The sequence below is a fragment of the Thermus brockianus genome (assembly GCF_021462505.1).
Classification (GTDB): domain Bacteria; phylum Deinococcota; class Deinococci; order Deinococcales; family Thermaceae; genus Thermus; species Thermus hydrothermalis.
On the sequence record NZ_JAKEDV010000013.1, the window covers coordinates 1 to 18,721 of the forward strand.

Sequence of the window (18,721 nt, forward strand, 5' to 3'; positions counted from 1 at the left end):
GCGATCGGGTCGCATAGCATCCCCCTTTTCTCATTCCCAAGGGGTGCAGATCAAGTAGCAAACGAAGGTATACACTGCGTTTTACGCCGAAGAAAGACACACCTCACCCGGTCCTCGAGGTAGCTCTCGGGCTCCTCCGGCTGGTTCACCAGGACCCCGCGAAGCGAACGGTGTTGAACGACATCGCCCGCCTCTACCACGAGGGATCCCCAGGAGCCCCTAAGGGGATCGTCCCCCTGGTCTCCGTCTACCAGCTGATGCGCCAGCGTGGGGTGCGGACTTCTTCGGTGTCAGACTTCATCGGTTTCGGCGGTCTCCTCCACGTCCTCGGGCTGTGGCGGCTCGCCAAGGGAGCCTACCTCTACGACCCCGACCTCGCCCGGGAGGTGGCGGCTACCCCCCTCACCAGGCTTCCCACGGAACTCCTCTTCCGGCTCCCTGAACCCGCCCCCCTCATACTCCTCCCCGAAGGACTACCCTCGTGGCCTGAAATCCTTGGTTTCCACCCCCTTCTGGATTGGGATCCGGGGTCTTCCACCTACCCTCCTCACTTCGAAGCCCGCTTCCTCCTTTACACCTTGAAGGAACACCTCATCTTACCCCTCGACCTCGACGCAGAAGACCTCATGGAGGCGGTAGAGAAGACCCTATCCCGCTCTTGGGTCTCTTCCGTTTCTGACGAAGACAGGCTCGCCAAGGTCTACGGCAGTATTCTCCGGGAAGCTCTCTCCCTCACCCTCTACCTGTGCCAGGAAGCCCCCGACCTGGGCGGCCTAAGCCCGAGGCCCCCGGCCCCCTTGGTCAGGGTGAAAGGGGAGAAGAAGGTCTTTCCCCCGGACAAGCCCCTCGTCCTCCCCACGGGGTGGCGGTGGGGGAAGGCCATCCGCCTCGCCCGGGAACAGAAGAAAGCCCTTCCGTCTTCCCCCACGGGAAGACGGGTGATTCCTCACATACGGCGGGCACATTGGCATCTCTACTGGACGGGGACGGGGAGTAAAAAAGACCCCACAAAAGCCCGTCCCGTCCTGAAGTGGATACCCGCTACCTTCGTCAACCGCGACCTCCTTCTGGAAGCGGGGCTCACCGAAGACGACCTCCCCGCCGTGGCCCGAAAGGTAGAAGCCCATGAAGACGGCGATCTTTGACCGAGCGAAAGCCCTCCTCACCAGCGTTCACCCGGTGGACGCTCAGACCTACCTGGTGAAGAGCCAGAGGGGAGAGGGCGTGTACCGGGTGGACCTCGAGGCCAACACCTGCACCTGTCCCGCTTACACCTACGGCCACCGCCCGTGCAAACACCTTGTGGCTGTCACTCTCTACCGAAAGCTCACAAGGTGAAGACATCCTCCCATTCGTCCATGGCAAAGACCTCTTCCCCCTCGGGGAAAAAGAGAGAAAGCACGGTTTCGTTCAAACGAAACCCCGCTCCTACCAGATAGAGCACCGAAGGAATGGGAGCTTCCAAAAAGGTCAACCTCTTCTTCCCCAGCAGACTCGGCATTCCGAGGAGGGTGGCGCTCGCCTGGACCGCCAGATGGCGCCACACCTCCTCTGGGGGACGCTTGAGAAGCAACCGCCCTACTGCCTCAATCTCATCCCCATCAACCTCCTCACAGAAGAGACAAAGAGGAACCAACCCCGTGGCCTTCAAGAGATACCCTCCGGCCACATGAAGGTCCACCTTCTTCTCCCCGGAGTAATACGTCACTACCCCATTTCTACCACTTTGTCCTACCTGAAGTAGCCCCTGGTATAGAGGGTGCGGCTTCACAACTACCATGGTAAAGGAGGAACACCTATGGTCGTAAGACACCGGAAAGGGTACACTCTGACCTTTGACCCCGAAACTCACCGCTACACCCTGGAGAAAGACGGGGAAACCCGGGTGTTGCCCTCGGTCACCCGCGTCCTCTCCACCCTGTCGAAGCCGAAGGTGACCGCCTGGGCCGTGGACACCCTGGTCCAGCACGTGGTAGACAACTACTACCCCGGGATGTCCACCGAAGAGATGATCCTCCTCTTGCAGGAGGCCCAGCAGAAGCCCGGGCAGGAGTCTCAAAAGGCCACCGACACCGGGAGTGAGGTCCACGACTGGATAGAGGGCTTCCTCCAGGGAGTGCCCAGGGGAACCCCAGTAGACCCCCAGGCCAAGAGGGCAGTAGAGGCCTTCTTGGAGTGGTGGCACGCGGAGAAGAGAGACTTCCTCCTCTCCGAGGAGATCGTGGCTCACCCTCCCCTCGGGTACGCCGGAAAAGTGGACCTCGTTCTACGGGACGGAACCCTCGTGGACTTCAAGACCTCCAAGGCCCTCTACCCCGAGTACCGCCTCCAGCTCGGAGCCTACGCCCTCGCCCTGGAGTGGTGGGAAAACATCACCCCCACCAGGGGACTCCTGGTGCGCCTGGGGAAGGACGGCTTCCTGGAAGTCCAAGAGGTAGACCTGGAACGACCTAAACAGGCCTTCTCCCACCTGATGGAGGTGTATCGCTACCTCAACCCCCCCTCTTAGAAAGAAGAAGGTCCCTCTTCCGCGAAACTTCGGTGGTATAATCCACCCGAAAGGAGGTGAGAGATGCGCACCCTGGTCAACTCCCTGGTCTGGGCGCTGGCTCTGGTGGGGCTGGCGGTGGCCGCTGGCGGCGGGTTCGTCTGGTGATTTTCTTCGCGGTGAAGGGAGGGGAGATGCTTCCCCTCCCGCGTTCAACGGGTTATGAACGCTCAAACCAAGCTCATCGTCCTAAGCCTATTGGCGCTTTACCTGGGCCTACTCTTCGGAGAAATCAGGACTTTCCGGGCTGACCAAGGGCTTGCTTTCTTCGCCCTCTTGGGGGCCGTCCTCTCCAGGATAGGTATCCCGCTCCAGTTTGGGAGGCTCACCATGGGGTTCGTGGCGCACATCGCCGCCGCCCTGGCCCTTCCTCCGGCCACGGCGGGAGCGGTGGGGGCCCTGGGATACCTCGGGACTGGGGGGTTCAACCCCTGGAAGGAGGCGTTCAACCGGGCTCAGCTCGGGTTGGCCGCCTTCCTCGCTTCCACGGCAAACCAGGTGGCCGGGCCTCTAGCTGGGGGAACGGTATACTTCCTCACCAACCTCGGAGCCCTGACCCTCCTCGGGGTGGGGTTGGGGAAGCCCCCCGCCAGCCTTTGGAGCGAGAACTTCCGTGCCTTCTTGCCCTCCTACCTCGGGCTCTTTCCGGTGAGCCTCACGGTATCCGCCCTATACCGCCACCCTCTAGTGACTCCTTGGGGAGGAGCTGACGCTCTGATCGCCCTCTTTCCCGTGGTCTATGTCTACTTCCTCTGGGTCCACCAGGTGCGGCTAGCGAACGCGGTGAGAAACATCGTGGAAGCCTCCGTGCGCTACCTCGAGGCCAAAGACACCTACACGGCCTACCACTCCGAGAGGGTGGCGGCCATCGCCAGGGACATCGCCCTGGAGATGGGGTTGTCCCCCGATCAGACTCGCGCGGTGGAGCTTGGGGCCCGCCTGCATGACATCGGCAAGGTCAAGGTTCCCGATCCGGTCCTCAAGAAGGAAGGAGGTCTCTCCAAGGAAGAGTGGGGCGCGATCGCCAAACACCCCCTGTACGGCGTGGAGCTTCTAAAACCTCTGGAGTCCTTCCTCGGGGAGGTCTTTCCCGTGGTCCTCTACCACCACGAGCGTTGGGATGGACGGGGATACCCTGAAGGCAAAGCGGGGTACGAGATCCCCCTCACGGCCCGCATCGTGGCCGTGGCGGACGCTTACGAAGCGATGACCTCCGACCGTCCCTACCGCAGGGCAAAGTCTCCCGAGGAAGCGCTCAAGGAAATCCAGGACTTCGCCGGAACCCAGTTCGATCCGAGGGTCGTAGAGGCCTTCACCCGGGTCTGGAAAAGAAACCCGGCGTGGAAGACAAAGACCGAGTACCTGAAGACCACGCTCGCATGAGGAGGGGAGAGTGACTTCCCCAAGGCTCACCTCACCGCTTGACACCTTCTTTCTCCCTGAAGTCCTGGAACTCCTTCGCAGGGGGAAGAGGACCGGGGTGCTCACCGTAAGCGCTCCTCCCTGGAGGGGAGCCGTGGGCTTCCACGGGGACAAAGTGGTCTTCGCCCGAGCTTCCACAGAGACTGCCGACTTGGTAGGCCTCCCCGCCTTGACCGTCCTATCGGGGTTGTCGTGGGGCACGACGGAGTTCTTCGAAGAAGAACTGGACGGTCAGAGCTTGGCCTCCACGCTGGAGGTCTACGAGTTCGCCCAAAAGACCTCCCCCTTTGCCTCCCTCCTCAGGCTGGGAGATGCCTACCTGGTCAGCGCTCCAGAACACGAACCTTCCCCTCTCGAAGGAAAGACCGTGGCCCAGGCGATCGCTCAAAAACCCCTCATTGCCCTTTCCTACCTGAGGAGCCTCCTTTCCAACGACCTTCTTACTCTCGCAACCAAGCGCCTTCTCCGGGTCTACACCGTCTACGGAGCAAAGGAGGCCCGGCTCGCCCAGGAGGACTTCTCTTCCCTCGTTAAGGTGAGGGGCACCTGGCTCCCTGCCCGGGTCCACCCCGGTTTGGACGGGCTCCTGGGGCTCTCCCCTGAACTCCAGGCCAAACTCAACCTCAAGAGAGGGCAAACCGTAGAGGTCTTCACGGAGGTCAAGAGATGAGCCGACTGCTGACTCCCGGTCCCGTACCTTTTGAGACCGAAGCATTCCCCAAGAAGGCCGTAAGCCACACCGACCCCGAGTTCCGCAGGACCATGAAGCGCCTGCAGGACGGACTCCGACAGGTCTTCGGAGTCTCCGGCTTCACCGCCGCCCTCACGGGCTCGGGCTCCTGGGGTGCGGAGGTGGCCTGCATGAACTTCCTGGACCCCACGAAGAAGGCCCTCGTCCTCTCCGGGGGGCTCTTCGGAGCCCGCCTCGCCGAGATGGCCCGCCTCCGGGGAGCCCAGGTGCACGTGGTGGAACTCATCGGGGAGGGCAAGGTGCCCTGGGGGCTCCTCGGGGACGCGCTCCACTCCGTGAAGCCCGACCTCTTCTTCTGCGTCCACGTGGACACCAGCACCGGGACCATGGTCCCGGTGCACGAGGTGCTGGAGTTCGTGCGAAACGCCAGTCCTTACACCCTTACTGTGGTAGATACCGTGGCTTCCGCTGGAGTCATCCCCCTCCACCTCGAGGGCCTCGCCGACTACGCCTTCACCGCTAGCCAAAAGGGCCTCTCTGCCCCGGCGGGCCTCGCCCCCATCGCCCTCTCCGCCCGGGGGTTCTCCCACGCCAGGCCCGCCTCCTGGTACGGCGACCTCACTCGGGTCTGGGAGTTCTGGGAGCGGGGGAAGTACCACCACACCCCCGCCGTCCCCCTCATCGAGGCCCTAGAGCGGGCCACCGCGCGGGTCCTCGAGGAGGGCATCCCGAGGCGGGAGAAGAGGAGCAGGGAGGCCTACGCCTTCCTCCGGGAGGCCCTGAGGGGAGACTTCGACTTCCCCCCCGAGGAGGTGGCCGCCCCCACGGTGGCCGTCCTCTTCCCCAAGCGGGAGCCCCCCGAGGCCGTCCTCGCCCGCCTCGAGGCCTCGGGCTTCCGGGTGGCCCCGGGGATCGGCCCCACGGCGGGCAAGGCGGTCCGGGTGGGGCTCTTCGGCTCCCAGGCCGAGGCGGTCCAAGACCTCGCGGAGGTTTTGCTCGGTGTGGGGGCTTGACCTCCTCGCGGGAGTCGCCCTGGGCCTCGCCGGGGGGAGCCGGGGGAAGACCCTCTTCCTCGCCCTTCTCGGCGGAGTCCTGGTGGCGGCGGGGGGCGGGATCGCGAGGGACGTGGTCTTCGGGCTTCCCCTCTACGTCCTTGAGCACCCGGCCTTCGTCCCCGTGGCGGCCATGAGCGCTTGGGCGGCCTACCGCCTGAGGCTCCCGTTCCTCCCCGCCCTCCTCTTGGACCTCGCGGGCACCCTCTACTTCGCCTGGGGCGGGGCGGAGAGGGGGCTCGCCCACGGGCTCTCCCCGGAAGAGGCCGCCCTGGCGGGCACCATCACCGCCATCGGGGGAGGAGCGATCTTCACCGTGATCACCCTGTTTCACCGGAGAGAAAATGACCCTGCTCGCGCTAATCGCCTTGAGTATCGGGATGCTCTTGGCGAGGCTCTTGAAGAGGGAGCTACCTCGCCTTGAACACCCCTGGCTCCTCCTTCTAGCTCCCACCCCCGAAGTCTTGGGGGCTCTTCTCCACCTCCCCACCGTGTTCACCCAGGGAGCCACCTACGGGCTCGTGGCGGTGGCCGCTTGGGCAAACCGCCATCTCCCGGGGATTTCCTTTGTTTTCACCGGGGCTCTCCTCAACGCCCTTGCGGTCCTCCTCCACGGGGGGATGCCCGTGGACCCCAATGCCCTCACCAGGGCGGGGCTGGAACGCTACCACGACTACCTCGCCCAAAGGGGAGACGGCTTCCACTACCTCGCCCCCGCCTTCCCCCTCGGCGACTGGATCCCCCTCCCAGGCCGCGTCCTCTCCCCAGGAGACCTCGCCATCACCCTCGGCCTCCTCCTCACACCCCTTCTCCCACCGAAAAGAGAAAACCTCCGGTGAGGTCACCGGAGGCCAGATGGTAGCTAGGTAGCTACCACCCTAAGAGATTGAGGAGAGCCCAGATCCCGAAGAGCAAGGCCGCAAAGCCCCAAGCCGAGGCGTACAGCACCATTCTCCAACGAACCATGAGATTCACCCCCTTTGAGATTCACCCCCATTCTACCATGGTATAATCCGTGAAGGGAGGTGCCAATCTCAATGATCGTAGACAGGGAAGTGGAGAAGGCGACTCGTCAAAATCTCGCTTACGCCGGAGCGGGGCTTTTGCTCCGGGGCATGGAGAAGGAGGGGTTGGCGCTGATCCTCGCGTCCCAGGCCCTCTACTCCACCCAGCTGGACCAGGTGATGGAGGCGTTGGAGCGCGGGGACGTCGGGGAGGCCGCCTGGCTCGCCATGGGGTACACCCACCACCCCACCCTGGAGAAGCGGGAGGTCTTCCGGGCTCCCCAGGGAGGATGGCGGCCCATCCTGGCCGTCCTGGAACGGGAAGGGGTGGACCCTAGAGGCAAGGGGGCTCCCCTTTTCGCCATGGCGTACACGGCTCACCTGGGCGAGGTGAGCGCTCTCCTCGCGGTCTACGAGCGCAAGGGCCTCGAGGCCGCCCTGCAACTCGCCGACCGCCTCCTCGAGACCCGCACCCTGGCCTTCAAGTACGGCCTCCACGAGGTCTCCGGGCCTAGGGCTCGGGGAAGGGGATAAAATCTACCGGGAGGTCCCTATGGTCGTCTTCTGGCCCAGCTTTCTGGGGCTTCTCGGTCTGGCCGCCGTCCTCGGAAACCGGGACGCGCAGATCTTCCTTCTAGCCCTTGCCACCCTCTGGCTCCTCTACGCCTACCGGGAGCCCCTTCTCCGGTACGCCTCGGGGTTTCGCATTCCTCCCATCTTTGCCGGAGGCCCCTTCCTCTTCCTGAGGCGGCTCTTCGCTGTCCTCCTCGTGCTTTCCGGGCTAGCCCTCTCGGGGACCGCGCTCCTCTACATTGTCCTCACCGTCATCGACTTTCTTCGGGGGAAGGGGCTCGCCCCGGGAGATCCGCCCCTCCTCGCCGTGGCTCTCGTGGGAGGCATCGGAGTTCTCGCGGGACTCTATGGGCTAGACCTGTACCGCCGTCCTCCCGCTAGGGTAGCGAGGCGCGGGAGGGGCGTGGTGGTCAAGAAGACGGTGGGAGGCGGTACCGAGGTGGTGGACTTCCCCGCCCTGGAAGAGGCCCTGAAGAAGAGAGTCCTCGGTCAGGACCACGCGGTCGAGGCCATCGTGCGGGGCCTCCGCCGGAAGGCGGCAGGGCTCACCCGGAGGGAGAAGCCTTACGCCGCCATGCTTGCCGGGCCTACCGGGACGGGAAAGACGGAGCTCGCCAAGGCCCTGGCGGAGGTTTTGGGCAGGCCCCTGGTGCGCTACGACATGAACGCGTACTCCCAGGACCACACCGTGGCGGCCCTGGTGGGGAGTCCCCCGGGCTACGTGGGCTCCGACCGCCCGGGGAGGCTCTACGAAGACCTCGCCCGGCATCCGGGCGGGGTGTTCCTCTTCGACGAGATGGAGAAGGCCCACCCCGCCGTCCTGGACCCCCTCCTCCAGCTCTTGGACGAGGGGCGGTTCCAGGAGCTCTCCAAGGGGTTCGTGGCCGAGGCTCCGAATGCGATCCTCCTCTTCACCACCAACCTCTTTGCCCGGGAAGCCTTCGAGGGGAGAGGGGAGATCCCCGACCACCTCCTCAGGGGCCAACTGGTGCAGATGGGCCTCAGGCCAGAGTTTGTGAACCGCCTGGACACCGTGGTGGCCTTTCGTCCCTTCGACCAGACGACCCTTCGCGGGATCGCCGAGCGGCACCTCCGGTCCTACCTGGAGAACTGGAGGCGGCAGGCCGGATTAGCCTACCTGGAGGTGAAGGTGGACGAGGGCGTGTACGACCTCCTCCTCTCTCGGGTGGACACCCGCTTCGGAGCCCGGGACCTCCAGCGGGCCATCGAGTCCCTGGTGGCCGATCCCTTGGCTGAGGCCTACCTCAGCTACAAGGGAAGGCCAGGACGACTGGAGATCGCCAGAGAAGGGGAAGACCTCCTCATCCGGTTGGAGTAAGACACGGGGCGGGCTAAAGCCCGCCCCAGACCAAAAAGAGGGCTACTTCCTCAAAGGCAACACAAACCCGAGGTTCCACAGAAACCCCACGGCGTGCCCGTGTCCCCCGATGACCAAGGCCACCGGATAGGCCACGGTGGGGTCAAACCCCAACCGCGAGAGGAACACCACCTTCAGGGAAAGAAGACCAAAGTCCACCAGAAAAATCCCCCAAGGGGACCAGGAGAGCGCCCGGGCGTAGAGCGGGTTGCCCTCCCGGTACCCCCGGCGTAGCCCCTCCAGGGTAGTCCAGGCGTCTCCAAGGGCGCTCACCCCGTAGTAGACCAGGGCGTAGAGCCACGCCTCCCGGAACACCTCGGGACTCCCGAGGGCCAACGCCAGCGTGTATACCGTCAAGACCCCGATCAGAAGGAAGGGCATCCCCTTTCACCCCCTAAGAAAAACGCCCGGGGTTTCCCCCGGACGACCATGAAGGCCGAGAGGTGGTCCTAAGACCCCTGTTCGGCGGCTTCAGTATATCACAACCACGAGATAAGTAAACCCCAACTTTCACAACTGACATGGTATAATGGACACGCCATGAAAGCAGAGAGGTGGGCCAACGGGATCCGGCAGACCCTCGGGAGGGAGCCCAGGACTTCCGAGGAGGCTCTTAGGGCTCTGGGCGCCTTCCTCCGTGCCAACCCCACGGAGAAGGGGGAGTTTTTGAGGGAGGCCCACGAGGTCTGGGTCAAGGGGGCTTCGTGGGAGATCCGGGACCGCTCTCCGGTGGCGGTGGTGGTCCTCGTCGCCCTGGAGGAGGCCACCCGGAGGCTCGCGGAACTCCACGGGTGGAAGCGGAAGCGGGAGGATAAACCTGCCATCCGGGTTACCGGGGACGACGTGTGGAGCCAGCGCATTCGCGTTAGGGTCGTTTCTAATCCCCGGGGAGAGGGAGTTGACTTCTGGTTTAGCGGGGAGATAAACCAGAAGGTCCTCTGGGCGGCGGCGTTTGCCGTAGCTCAGGGGAAGCAGATATGCGTGGCGGTGCCTTCTTCCCGGATCGGGGAGAAGGTCAAGCGCATGATCGCCACCCGGGCCGCTAGGGTGGCGAAGCAAAGCGGGGACAAATATCTCACCCCCTGGGGGAAGGAAATTCCCCTTCTTCCCGGGGACAGGTGGGAGCACCCCGACTGGTACGAGCCCCGGATCGCCGAAGCGGTCCGGGCGCTTCGGGAGATTCTGGGAGAGTTAGAGGAGGACACCGAACCTGAAGGAGACCGTGGTCCTTGGGCTCACCAGACCCGGTTGCCCACCTGGGCGATCCGGGCAATTCTGGAGAACCAGGGGGAGGACCTGGAGGGGGTAGGGTGGGAGTACCTCCACCTCCTCGAGCGGGAGGCCCTGGAAGCCTTGGACTCCCTCACTCTCAACGCCGATGTCTACTACGAGGGAGATCTGAGGAGTCTTCTGGGGCACACCCCGCGCTCCCGGCGTAGGGCTAAACCCTGGTTTTCCCGGTGGGTGAGGGGAGTCCCTACCTACGGGGAAGTCCTCCAGGACTGGAAGGACTTCTTCGAGGTCAGGGAGACCAAGAAGGGGGATAAGGAGATCTGGTACTGGGGGAAGATGGCGAAAAACCTGGCCCCCATCATCGCCCACAAGGTCGTCCTCATGGGGTTCGGGGATCCCGAGTTCGCCTTCTACCAGACCCTCCACAAGGTCCTGGGGGTTGCCCAGAAGCTCCGTAAGAGGAAAAAGTGGGCCGAGATCAACCCTATCGCTATCCTGACCTACGAAGCGGCCCATCACCTCTCGGAGCTTAGGAGCCAGGAGCAGGGGATATTCCGTCTCTCCGAGGCGGACGCTCAGGCCCTCCGTGAATACTTTGCAAAACTAAGCCTGGGCGAGACCCCCGAACTCCCCGGGCACCTTAGGCGCGTCCTGGAGGATAAGGATTACTACTCCGTGGAACTTCTCCGGGACTATGGGGTGGAGCCCTCGGAGGAAGTCGACTACGACCAGTTCCTCCTCCGGCGGAAGGTTGCGGAACTCATTGAGGAGGTCAAGCTCCTTTGGGGGGATCCGGGCCTCGCATTTGTCGAGGCCCTGATGGACGGGGCTACTCCCGAGGGAGCGCAGATCCGGTCTGGGTTGCCCCGTGCTCAGACCGACGAAATCGTGGCCCACCTCCGGCAGGAGCTGGAGGGTTGGGCTGACTAGGCCCGAAGAGGGCGGTCTTTCCCCCGGTGACCTCACCGGGGGGTTTTCGTTACACTAGGAGGTGAAGAATGCGGGTGCGGACCATTGACGAGATCGTGGAAGAGCTTTGGAGCACCCTGTGCCTCCGTCACGAACTCCCCGAGGACTTCCCCTATGTCCAGGTCTGGGGGGTGAACCCCGAGGAGCTAAGCCACGCCCTGGTGTCTTACGCCTACCACGGCGACCCTGAGGACCGGGAGGCCGTAACCCGAGCTCTGGGGCGGATCCTGCGGGACGTGCGGAAAAAGGAGTGGCACATCCTCGTCTTCACCGTCTTCGATGGGTGGGTGTACTACGAGGGGTATACCCCGGCTCCAGGGGAGCGCTTTCTTGTCCCCTCCGGGGACACCCCGTGGGAAGTCCTCTCCACCCTGGAGGCCCGGGGAGTGCGCTTCCGTAGACAGGGGAGGAGGGTCGTGGTCGCCCCGGCGGAACTCGCGAAGGACACCTTCCGCGCCGTGGAACACCTCTTGCCCCTGGTGCTCTCCGTCCTGGAAGACGGGGAAGAGGTAGGGGCAGGTGAGGTCCTGCGGAGGCTCCAAAGCGCCCTGAGCGCTCCCCGGGCGCAGGCGTAGGCGCGGGATGTAGGTCACACCACAGGAGCAGGGCTACCCTGAGTCCATTGAGGCTCAAGTGGCCCATGGCTACCAGAACCACGGCTTCGGGCCGCCTTACCGCGACACCCCGTGCGCCACCCCCTCGCGACAGGGTAGACTCTCCTAGAACATGCCGAGGTCCCCGCGAGCGCACCTCGATCCCCTGAACCGATGGCTTTCCCTGGACTTCTCCCGCCCGGAGCGCTCTTACTACCCCGATCTTCGGGACTTCCTCTCGGAGCTTCTGGGATATCCCCGGGACAAGGTGGTCACGGAGGACCGCTCTGGAGAAGGGTACCCCGATCTGGTCCTCCTGAACGCCCAAGGGGACCCCTGGGTGGTGGGGGACTTCAAGCTGGAGGACCGCCACATCGCCGACCCCGCGAGCAACGAGACCCTGTGGCGGGAGAAGCGGAAGTACGTGACGGGCACCACCCGGTACGTCCTCTTCGTCACGCCCCGGTACCTCCAGCTGAGGGACGCCACGGGGAGGGAGGTCGTCCTTCTGCACCTCCTCCAGGAGACCACGGACCTCCTTCGCCAGAAACTCGCCCCCATCTCCTGGGAGAAGGCGACGCATGAGGAGGACTGGAAGGCTCTGGTGGAGGGCAGGTTGCCCTACGCCTACCTGGTCCTGGACCCCGAGGGAACACGGAAGCTTCAGGAGGACCTGAAGGCCTCCTTCGCCGAGCTGACAGAGGCCGCCGGCAAAGCTCTGATGGTCCTGGAGGAACGGTACCAGGAGTACCGCCGTAAACGGGAGGAGGCTGAGCGGAATCTCGCGGGAGCCCTCGAGGAGACCCGGAGGCGCATCCTGGCCCGTATAGAAGGGGAGTACCCCGAAGCCCTGAAGGCTCTCTTCGAGCGGTACCTTCCCCGCTTTGCCGACCAGTACGGCAGGGAGATCAAGGGCGAGGAAGCTCCTACGAACCCCCGCATCCGGGAGGCTTTTGCCGCCGACTCTGCCGCCGCCCTCATCGCCCGGGTGCTCTTCCTGCGCTTCCTGGAAGACCTCGGCCTCACCAAGCGCCGGCTGACGGACGGGGGGCCGGAGCGCTGGCGGGAGTTCGTGCAGTTTCTGACCGACAAGGCCACCGCCCTGGTCAAGGTGGCCTCCCTCGACCTCTCCCAGGCCTACGCCGAACCCTTCGAGGAGGAGACCTTCTCTTGGATCCTGGAGACGAACGGGGAGATGGACCTCGCCCTGCAGAGGCTCATCCTCCGGGTGAACGCCTACGACTTCTCCGGCCTCTCCGAGGAGGTCCTGGGAGACATCTACCAGAACTTCCTTCCACCGGACAAGCGGAAGCGCCTGGGGGAGTTCTACACCCCCAAGGAGGTGGTGGACCTCATCCTCCGGGAGACCGCCCTGGCCCACGAGGAGAGCCTGTACCCGGAGGTTCTGGATCCTGCTTGCGGCTCGGGGTCCTTTCTGGTGCGCTACCTGCACCACCGGGTAGAGGACGCCAAGACCAGGGGAGTGCATTTGGATCCCGAGACCCTCTCCCGCTCCATCTGGGGGTTTGACCTCAACCCCTTCGCCGCCTACGTGAGCATGTTCCAGCTCCTCTGGGGGTTCCTCCGGTTGAAGAAGGGGAAGCCGGAGATCCGCGTCTACAACCTCAACTCCCTCTTGGACGACAGCGACATCGCCTTTCTGGTCAAGCGGAGTCCGGGCGAGGAAGCAAGGGACGAGAAGGAGTGGGACTACGTGGTGGGCAATCCCCCCTACATCCGGGCGGAAAGGGCCAAGTACGGGCAGGCCATCCGCGACCTCTACCGGGAAGTCTGGGGGCAGAACGGGGACACGGGCCTCCTCTTCCTCTGGCGGGCCATGCGGGGTTCCGGGGCCACCGCCAAGCCTTGGGTGAAGAAGGGAGGGAAGCTCGGAATGGTGGTCTCCGGGGGTTACGCGAGTAGCGAAGCCGCCGCCCCGGTCTGGTCCCTTCTCTGGCCGGGAAAGGAGTGGAGCCTCCGAAAACTGGTGTGGCTAGAGTTCGCGGGCAAGGTTTGGGACGCCAACGTGATCCCCATGGTGCTTATCTTGGAACGCACGCCTTCCAACGAAAAGGACGAGGTGGAGATCTGGGTGCCCTCCTCCTGGCCGAAGGGAGCTCCCGATCCCCACGAGGTGTCCAGGGTGCGGTACCGGGACTTCTTCGACCCCAAGGTGAACCCCCAAGGGGAGGCCAGGGTCAACGGGTACGGAGAGTACCTGCTTCCTCTCTTACGGGGAGAGGATGCCCCCCTTCTGAAAAAGCTCTATCCGGGAGGGGCAGTCGCGGTCTCCCTGACGGAGGCCATGGAGACGCAATACACCCGGCACAAAAAGCCCCAACCCTTCTGGTGGACCTACGGGATCCAAAGGGGAGGGGTTTCGGTGACCGAAAGCCCTCAAGGGGCACGCCCTGTTCCCGTGCTGGCAGGGCGGGGAATAGCCGTAGCCTGGGAAGGGGAGAGGGTGGGGTACATCGACCTGGAAGCGGTCAGGGCACTTAGCCTCTGGGGTAGCAAAGCTCCACCTGAGAATTATGTTGCTGTGGCCGAAATTGCATTGGCTCCCTTTGGAGCCCTTATTCGTAAGGACGAGAAAGGAGATCTCCCAGCGGCTCTAAATACCCTTGTGGTGGGCGTTCCCAAGCCCGACCTCGCGGAGGCCGTCGCCGCCTACCTCAACTCTTCCCTGGTGCGGTGGTACTACCTCCTGCGCCTTCGGAGCGGGGTCCTGGAAGGGTCCAGCCGGGCTCACGTTTACCCCCGCACCCTCGAGGCCCTTCCCTGGCCCAGGGAGCCCAAGCGTGACCTTTTGGACCGCTTGGCGGAGCTGTACCGGATCTTGGAGGACCAGGCAAGGGTTTCCCGGGACAATCCGCAAGAGTGGCTGTCGAGGGAGGTGGAGAAGCGCATAGAGGATAGGGAGGTCGTTCCCCTGAGCGCTCCCCTTTTCGGCCTGGACTTCACCGGGTGGCAGGACCGGGTGCCTCCGGAGGACTTGCGCGTGGATGGGGCGGTCCTCCGGGGTTCTCTCCACGCCTGGCTTGATCTCCGTGACCCCGATCTGGCCCGCTTTGTCCACCTCTTGCTGACCTCCCTCGCGGCGGAGTTCGTGGCCTCCGAAGACCTGCAGAAGCTCTTCATTCCTCGGGACTACCAGGATCTCCTTCGGGAGTACGATGTGCGGGAGAAGGCGTTCTCCAGGGCCAAGGAGGACTTTCTCAACACCCTGGCCGCCGTGGACGAGGCAGTCTTCGACCTCTTCGGCCTTACCTCCGAGGAGCGGAAGCACATCGTGGAGCGCCTGGGAAGCTTCCCCCTGGACCGCTTGCGTCCCAGGTATCCCTGGGACATCGAAGAGATCCGCCCCTTGAGGGCATACACGGAGGACAGGTTCAGATGAGCTACGGGACATTCCAGAAAAAGTCGTTCATATGCCCCAGGTGTGGGGTCCTGGCGAACCAGGATTGGTACAAACTGCTGTATGATCCCGATGATACCCTAAACAAGGTTTTAGAGGTGCTAGAGGATCTACATCAGACTTCGGACCTTTTCTCAGATGTGACCGCTTCCACCAATAGGGAGCGACTTCTTTCTTCCGCTTCGAAGTCGCTACGCCAAGCTTTCAAGGTTCCCGAAGAGAAGGGGAGGGAACTCTGGGTTGCCCTATGTCAGCATTGCGGGAGTTTTTCCCTCTGGCTGGGAGAGAGGATGCTTTACCCCCAGACGGGGGAGGCTCCTCCCCCGCACCCGGATGTGCCGCCTGCGATCCGTGAGCTTTACGAGGAGGCCCGGGGTGTGCTTCCCGCTTCTCCTCGGGCTTCCGCCGCCCTGCTCCGGGTAGCCCTGGAGGGTCTTTTGGAGGAAGCGGGATACGAAAAGGGGAGCCTGGCCGATCGCTTGAAGAGGGCTCACGAAGAGGGCAAGCTGAATGCCAAGATCTACGAACTCGCGGAAGTCCTCCGGCTCGCGGGCAACGCCGCCGCCCACTACGAACTCTGGAAGATAGACCCCTCTAAGGAGCAGGAAGACCGGGAGATGATCCTTGCCCTCTTTGAGTTCCTCAACGAGGTCACGGAAGAGCTCATTGCCAAGCCAAAACGGCTTGAGGAGATGAAGCAGAAGCTCTCCGGGAGGCTTCGGGAGGAAGGGCCGTGAACCTCTCTGACCTTCGTGCTCATTGGGACTACTTTCTGGCCTTGGACGAGGACTTGCGGACCCTCAGAAGGTACATCGCCTTCCACGAGGACAACCTGGAGACTTTCTCCCTGGAGCTTCACCGGGTTATCCAGATGGCCGCCCTGGAGGTTGAGGCGGTCCTCCTCTCCCTGTGCCGGGGTATTTCCGGAAGATGCGGTGGCAAGCGTTCTCCCTCCTTTGCAGACCTGGACCTTTTGGGCAAGGATTTCGTCCGGCAAAAGTGGGGAATAGGAGTGGAGGACATCGAGGTCCACTTCCTCGGCCTTGGAGTTCCTTTGAAGCCCCTGGATTCACAGGGTCAGCCGGTCTACCCCTGGTGGGACGCTTACACCAGCTTGAAGCACGGGCGTACTCAGGCTCTGAAGAAGGCCACCCTCCGCCACGCCTTGATGGCCGTGGGGGCTCTGGCGACCTGGTTGACCCTGGGGTTTTTGGGTCTGCCAAAACCGGATGGGAACCCCCACCCTGTTCCTGAAGTGGTGCGCAGAGTGGTGTACCGAGGCCACTCCCTAGGGGAGCCGGCACACGTGTTCGGACCCCCCTACGAGGTCTGGTACGTCGAGTCCCCTAACGCTCACACCCTATCCCGTCCCGATCCCGGTCAAAGCGGTGCGGGTCCGGGGGCAACACCTTGAAGCCTCGGTAAGGGATGTCCCCGCAGTCCAGGTCGGGGGGCGGCGGGGGGACGCACACCGTGGGGTAGGCGGGGTCGCACCGTCCTTCCTTCTTCGCCCCGGTGTAGCTCCCCGCCGAGGGAGGAGCCTTGGGGTCCCTGCGGTACTCCCACGGGGGGACGAAGCTCCCCTGCCATATCCCCCGCCTTGCCTTTTCCGCCTTCTGCTGGGCCTCGAGGTAGACGGCCCCGCCGTACTCCAGGTAGGCGAGCGCCCACCCCTCCTCCACGAGCCAGCGGTTGAGCTCCACGCCCCTCACGACGCACACCGCCACCACCCTTCCATAGCGGTCGGTGTCCTTCGGGGTGCAGGCCACGGGACTTTGCCCGATGAAGTCGGCGAGGGCGAAGGCCGCCCGCCTGCCGCAGGGCCAGGGCTTCCCCCGGGAGTCCAAACAGGTCTGGCTCGACTCCACGGTGTCTATCCCCCAGAGGCGGATCCTCTGCCCGTGGACCTCTAGGGTGTCCCCGTCCACCACGCTCGCCCGCCCCACGAGGCCTTGGCCGAAGGCGGGAAGGAAGAGGAGGAAGAGGGAGAGGAGGCCGAGGAGCACCCGCTTCGCCGCTTCCTTTCGCCGCCAGATTTCCTCGAAGGCTTCCCGGTGCTTCCTCTCCCTCTTCTTGTCCAGGAGGGAGAGGAAGAAGAGAGCCAGGGTTCCCAAAAGGGCTTCTACCAACTCCACCTCGCCTCCTTGGACTATGTTAGCTGGCCCGTAATACGAGTAGGTTGCGGCTTTGCGGAAAACGGATTTTGCCGATGAGGAAGGGCAAAAGTTTTCCGAAACCCCCCTTGCGGAAAACCCTGGTCTTGCTGAAAACCCCCCTAGCCCTGAAGGGGGGATTGAGGAGGAGTGGATATGGCTTTAGATCTCCTCCACGCCCTGCACGAGAACTCCGGCCTCTACCTCTACCGGGTGAGGGACCGTCTGGGGCTCGCTCCCAACCCCCCTGAGGAAGTGCAGCTCACCCTCTCCCGGCACAAGCCCGTCCTCCTCCGGGCCCTGGAGGAGGGGGAGCGGGTAGAGGCCGCCGTCCTCCTCCGGAACCCCCACCGCCTGCTCGCCCTCCTGGCCCACGCCTTGGGGGTGGAAAGCGCTTTGTGGCTCACCCTCTACGGCGAAGGGGACCCCCGCCGCTACCTGGTGCCCCCGGGGAACACGACCCCCTACCTGGCCTGGGCGGCCCGCAACCTTCCCCACCCCCGCCGCCTGCACCTTGGCCCCATCACGGGGGAGTGGGCCGTGGACTGGTGGGAGGGGTGGGAGGTGGGCCTCGAGGCCCGGGCCGGGGGCACCCGCTACCTCCTCTTCCTCCCCGCCCTCGAGGCCCAGGCCTGGCTGGAGGCCGCCGGAAAGGGGCTTGTCCTCCACGAGGTTTCGGTGTGGCGGCCCGGAGAGGCACCTCGCCCCCTACTGCCCGCCGCCGCGTGAGCCCCCGCCGGTGTAGGGGGCGCGCCATCATGAGGGCATGACCCGGCGCTTTACGGCCCACCTCTGGCGGGAGGGGGACCTCTGGGTGGCCCAGTGCCTCGAGGTGGACGTGGCCTCTCAGGGGGAGACCGAGGAGGAGGCCCTGAAGAACCTCAAGGAGGCCCTGGAGCTCTACTTCGAGCCTCCCACCCCGGAGCGTGTCCCCGAGGTGCGCACGGTGGAGGTGGAGCTTGGCTCCGCCGCTTAGGCCGCTTCCCTACCGGGAGGTGAAGCGCCGCCTCGAGGCGGCGGGGTTTGATGCCCCGGTGGCACTACGGGAACGTGGAGGAGCTTAAGGAGGCGGTGGTGCAGGCCCTAAAAGTCCTGGGGGTTATGGAGTTGAAAATCTTGGGGGAGGGCACTTATGAGGTAGCACACGAAGGATTTTTTCAGGTCCAGGGGTAGGTAGCAACTTGGGTTAGGGATATGGACCCGGTGGCGGCGCGCTTTTACGAGGGCTTCACCTACTTGGACCTCCTCCCGAGGCTTCGCCGGAACCGGGAGCGGGTGGAGGCCTTTTACCGGGGGCTTCCTCCCCTTCCTCCCCTGCCCGCCTCCCGGGCTTTGGTCCTGGTGGAGGACTGGTGCCCGGACTCGGTCCAGGCCATCCCCGTTTTGGCCCGGCTTCCCCTCGAGGCCCGCTTCTTCTTCCGCGACGAAAACCCCGACCTCGCCGAGGCCTACGCCAAGGGGGGAAAGCGCATCGTCCCCACGGTGGTCTTCCTGGACGGGGCCTTTAGGGAGCTTTCCCGCTGGCACGGTCCGCCCGAGGCGGCCAAGGCTTTCCTAAGGGAAGCCAAGGAGGAGGGCTTGCCCCCGGCCGAGCGCCTTCGCCGCTACCACGAGGCCTTCCCCCGCTTCGCCGATGCTATACTTTCCGAGTGGCGGGCCCTTTTGGGGGGAGAGGGTTAAGGTTGGC

At 64.2% G+C, this 18,721-nt stretch carries 21 protein-coding genes; 18 read left to right on the forward strand and 3 right to left on the reverse strand.

Annotation, left to right across the window (positions count from 1 at the left end; genetic code table 11):
• Positions 1-170: 170 nt before the first annotated feature.
• Positions 171-1,145 carry a hypothetical protein gene (locus tag LXN00_RS12165; protein ID WP_234508591.1) on the forward strand — a complete coding sequence of 325 codons (975 nt, stop codon included), beginning with the start codon at positions 171-173 and terminating at the stop codon, positions 1,143-1,145.
• Entirely contained in the window at positions 1,126-1,338 is a 213-nt protein-coding gene (locus LXN00_RS12170; RefSeq protein WP_234508593.1) for an SWIM zinc finger family protein, read from the forward strand. Before LXN00_RS12165 ends, LXN00_RS12170 begins: the two co-directional genes overlap by 20 nt.
• Here the strand turns inward: LXN00_RS12170 and LXN00_RS12175 are convergent.
• Positions 1,328-1,708 (reverse strand): hypothetical protein, encoded by a 381-nt coding sequence (locus LXN00_RS12175; protein WP_234508595.1) that lies wholly within the window; start codon positions 1,706-1,708, stop codon positions 1,328-1,330. The genes LXN00_RS12170 and LXN00_RS12175 overlap by 11 nt on opposite strands.
• A gap of 90 nt (positions 1,709-1,798) precedes the next feature.
• Here LXN00_RS12175 and LXN00_RS12180 point away from each other — a divergent pair, with 90 nt between their 5' ends.
• The 8 genes from LXN00_RS12180 (at position 1,799) to LXN00_RS12215 (ending at position 8,629) form a co-directional block, all read left to right on the forward strand.
• The gene (locus LXN00_RS12180) at positions 1,799-2,509 is read left to right on the forward strand and encodes a PD-(D/E)XK nuclease family protein (RefSeq protein WP_234508597.1); all 711 of its coding nucleotides are present in this window, start codon (positions 1,799-1,801) and stop codon (positions 2,507-2,509) included.
• 369 nt (positions 2,510-2,878) lie between these two features.
• Complete coding sequence (locus LXN00_RS12185) at positions 2,879-3,931, forward strand: HD-GYP domain-containing protein (RefSeq protein WP_234508599.1); 1,053 nt, start codon at positions 2,879-2,881, stop codon at positions 3,929-3,931.
• Positions 3,932-3,941: 10 nt separating this feature from the next.
• Positions 3,942-4,640, forward strand: coding sequence for a DUF4388 domain-containing protein (locus tag LXN00_RS12190; protein WP_326491143.1), 699 nt, complete (start codon positions 3,942-3,944; stop codon positions 4,638-4,640).
• Complete coding sequence (locus tag LXN00_RS12195; RefSeq protein ID WP_234508603.1) at positions 4,637-5,674, forward strand: pyridoxal-phosphate-dependent aminotransferase family protein; 1,038 nt, start codon at positions 4,637-4,639, stop codon at positions 5,672-5,674. Before LXN00_RS12190 ends, LXN00_RS12195 begins: the two co-directional genes overlap by 4 nt.
• Positions 5,661-6,137, forward strand: a complete 477-nt coding sequence (locus tag LXN00_RS12200; RefSeq protein WP_234508605.1) for a TRIC cation channel family protein — start codon at positions 5,661-5,663, stop codon at positions 6,135-6,137. Before LXN00_RS12195 ends, LXN00_RS12200 begins: the two co-directional genes overlap by 14 nt.
• Entirely contained in the window at positions 6,058-6,552 is a 495-nt protein-coding gene (locus tag LXN00_RS12205; RefSeq protein WP_234508607.1) for a DUF5317 family protein, read from the forward strand. The genes LXN00_RS12200 and LXN00_RS12205 overlap by 80 nt, the downstream gene beginning before the upstream one ends.
• A gap of 276 nt (positions 6,553-6,828) precedes the next feature.
• The gene (locus tag LXN00_RS12210) at positions 6,829-7,251 is read left to right on the forward strand and encodes a hypothetical protein (RefSeq protein WP_234508609.1); all 423 of its coding nucleotides are present in this window, start codon (positions 6,829-6,831) and stop codon (positions 7,249-7,251) included.
• A gap of 19 nt (positions 7,252-7,270) precedes the next feature.
• Positions 7,271-8,629 (forward strand): AAA family ATPase, encoded by a 1,359-nt coding sequence (locus LXN00_RS12215; RefSeq protein ID WP_234508611.1) that lies wholly within the window; start codon positions 7,271-7,273, stop codon positions 8,627-8,629.
• A 42-nt stretch (positions 8,630-8,671) separates the two neighbouring features.
• On the opposite strand, the gene LXN00_RS12220 is transcribed toward LXN00_RS12215, so the two are convergent.
• Positions 8,672-9,049: a DUF5658 family protein gene (locus LXN00_RS12220; protein ID WP_234508613.1), complete on the reverse strand. Its 378-nt coding sequence runs from the start codon at positions 9,047-9,049 to the stop codon at positions 8,672-8,674.
• 159 nt (positions 9,050-9,208) lie between these two features.
• Between LXN00_RS12220 and LXN00_RS12225 the strand changes: the two genes are divergently transcribed.
• The 5 genes from LXN00_RS12225 (at position 9,209) to LXN00_RS12245 (ending at position 16,295) form a co-directional block, all read left to right on the forward strand.
• The gene (locus LXN00_RS12225; RefSeq protein ID WP_234508615.1) at positions 9,209-10,831 is read left to right on the forward strand and encodes a hypothetical protein; all 1,623 of its coding nucleotides are present in this window, start codon (positions 9,209-9,211) and stop codon (positions 10,829-10,831) included.
• 68 nt (positions 10,832-10,899) lie between these two features.
• Positions 10,900-11,445 (forward strand): hypothetical protein, encoded by a 546-nt coding sequence (locus LXN00_RS12230; RefSeq protein WP_234508616.1) that lies wholly within the window; start codon positions 10,900-10,902, stop codon positions 11,443-11,445.
• Positions 11,446-11,596: 151 nt separating this feature from the next.
• Complete coding sequence (locus LXN00_RS12235; RefSeq protein ID WP_234508618.1) at positions 11,597-14,863, forward strand: N-6 DNA methylase; 3,267 nt, start codon at positions 11,597-11,599, stop codon at positions 14,861-14,863.
• A complete protein-coding gene (locus LXN00_RS12240) occupies positions 14,860-15,618 on the forward strand; it encodes a DUF4145 domain-containing protein (RefSeq protein ID WP_234508620.1) in 759 nt (252 codons plus the stop codon). Before LXN00_RS12235 ends, LXN00_RS12240 begins: the two co-directional genes overlap by 4 nt.
• A complete protein-coding gene (locus LXN00_RS12245) occupies positions 15,615-16,295 on the forward strand; it encodes a hypothetical protein (RefSeq protein WP_234508622.1) in 681 nt (226 codons plus the stop codon). The genes LXN00_RS12240 and LXN00_RS12245 overlap by 4 nt, the downstream gene beginning before the upstream one ends.
• On the opposite strand, the gene LXN00_RS12250 is transcribed toward LXN00_RS12245, so the two are convergent.
• Positions 16,228-17,016, reverse strand: a complete 789-nt coding sequence (locus LXN00_RS12250) for a thermonuclease family protein (protein ID WP_234508624.1) — start codon at positions 17,014-17,016, stop codon at positions 16,228-16,230. The genes LXN00_RS12245 and LXN00_RS12250 overlap by 68 nt on opposite strands.
• Before the next feature lie 174 nt (positions 17,017-17,190).
• On the opposite strand from LXN00_RS12250, the gene LXN00_RS12255 reads away from it, so the two are divergent.
• The 3 genes from LXN00_RS12255 to LXN00_RS12265 all read left to right on the forward strand — a co-directional run bounded on the left by LXN00_RS12255 (position 17,191) and on the right by LXN00_RS12265 (position 18,714).
• Positions 17,191-17,763, forward strand: coding sequence for a hypothetical protein (locus LXN00_RS12255; RefSeq protein ID WP_234508626.1), 573 nt, complete (start codon positions 17,191-17,193; stop codon positions 17,761-17,763).
• Between the two features lie 37 nt (positions 17,764-17,800).
• On the forward strand, positions 17,801-18,010 hold the full coding sequence (locus LXN00_RS12260) for a type II toxin-antitoxin system HicB family antitoxin (protein WP_234508628.1): 210 nt from the start codon (positions 17,801-17,803) through the stop codon (positions 18,008-18,010).
• Positions 18,011-18,228: 218 nt separating this feature from the next.
• A complete protein-coding gene (locus LXN00_RS12265) occupies positions 18,229-18,714 on the forward strand; it encodes a thioredoxin family protein (RefSeq protein WP_234508630.1) in 486 nt (161 codons plus the stop codon).
• Positions 18,715-18,721 lie beyond the last annotated feature (7 nt).

Bases quoted from the DNA above. Each gene is read 5' to 3' on its own strand.
- LXN00_RS12215 (WP_234508611.1), top strand. From the start codon at position 7,271: ATGGTCGTCTTCTGGCCCAGCTTTCTGGGGCTTCTCGGTCTGGCCGCC.
- LXN00_RS12225 (WP_234508615.1), top strand. From the start codon at position 9,209: ATGAAAGCAGAGAGGTGGGCCAACGGGATCCGGCAGACCCTCGGGAGG.
- LXN00_RS12205 (WP_234508607.1), top strand. From the start codon at position 6,058: ATGACCCTGCTCGCGCTAATCGCCTTGAGTATCGGGATGCTCTTGGCG.
- LXN00_RS12260 (WP_234508628.1), top strand. From the start codon at position 17,801: ATGACCCGGCGCTTTACGGCCCACCTCTGGCGGGAGGGGGACCTCTGG.
- LXN00_RS12180 (WP_234508597.1), top strand. From the start codon at position 1,799: ATGGTCGTAAGACACCGGAAAGGGTACACTCTGACCTTTGACCCCGAA.
- LXN00_RS12240 (WP_234508620.1), top strand. From the start codon at position 14,860: ATGAGCTACGGGACATTCCAGAAAAAGTCGTTCATATGCCCCAGGTGT.
- LXN00_RS12210 (WP_234508609.1), top strand. From the start codon at position 6,829: ATGGAGAAGGAGGGGTTGGCGCTGATCCTCGCGTCCCAGGCCCTCTAC.
- LXN00_RS12235 (WP_234508618.1), top strand. From the start codon at position 11,597: ATGCCGAGGTCCCCGCGAGCGCACCTCGATCCCCTGAACCGATGGCTT.
- LXN00_RS12230 (WP_234508616.1), top strand. From the start codon at position 10,900: ATGCGGGTGCGGACCATTGACGAGATCGTGGAAGAGCTTTGGAGCACC.
- LXN00_RS12265 (WP_234508630.1), top strand. From the start codon at position 18,229: ATGGACCCGGTGGCGGCGCGCTTTTACGAGGGCTTCACCTACTTGGAC.
- LXN00_RS12220 (WP_234508613.1), bottom strand. From the start codon at position 9,049: ATGCCCTTCCTTCTGATCGGGGTCTTGACGGTATACACGCTGGCGTTG.
- LXN00_RS12185 (WP_234508599.1), top strand. From the start codon at position 2,879: ATGGGGTTCGTGGCGCACATCGCCGCCGCCCTGGCCCTTCCTCCGGCC.
- LXN00_RS12255 (WP_234508626.1), top strand. From the start codon at position 17,191: ATGGCTTTAGATCTCCTCCACGCCCTGCACGAGAACTCCGGCCTCTAC.
- LXN00_RS12170 (WP_234508593.1), top strand. From the start codon at position 1,126: ATGAAGACGGCGATCTTTGACCGAGCGAAAGCCCTCCTCACCAGCGTT.
- LXN00_RS12195 (WP_234508603.1), top strand. From the start codon at position 4,637: ATGAGCCGACTGCTGACTCCCGGTCCCGTACCTTTTGAGACCGAAGCA.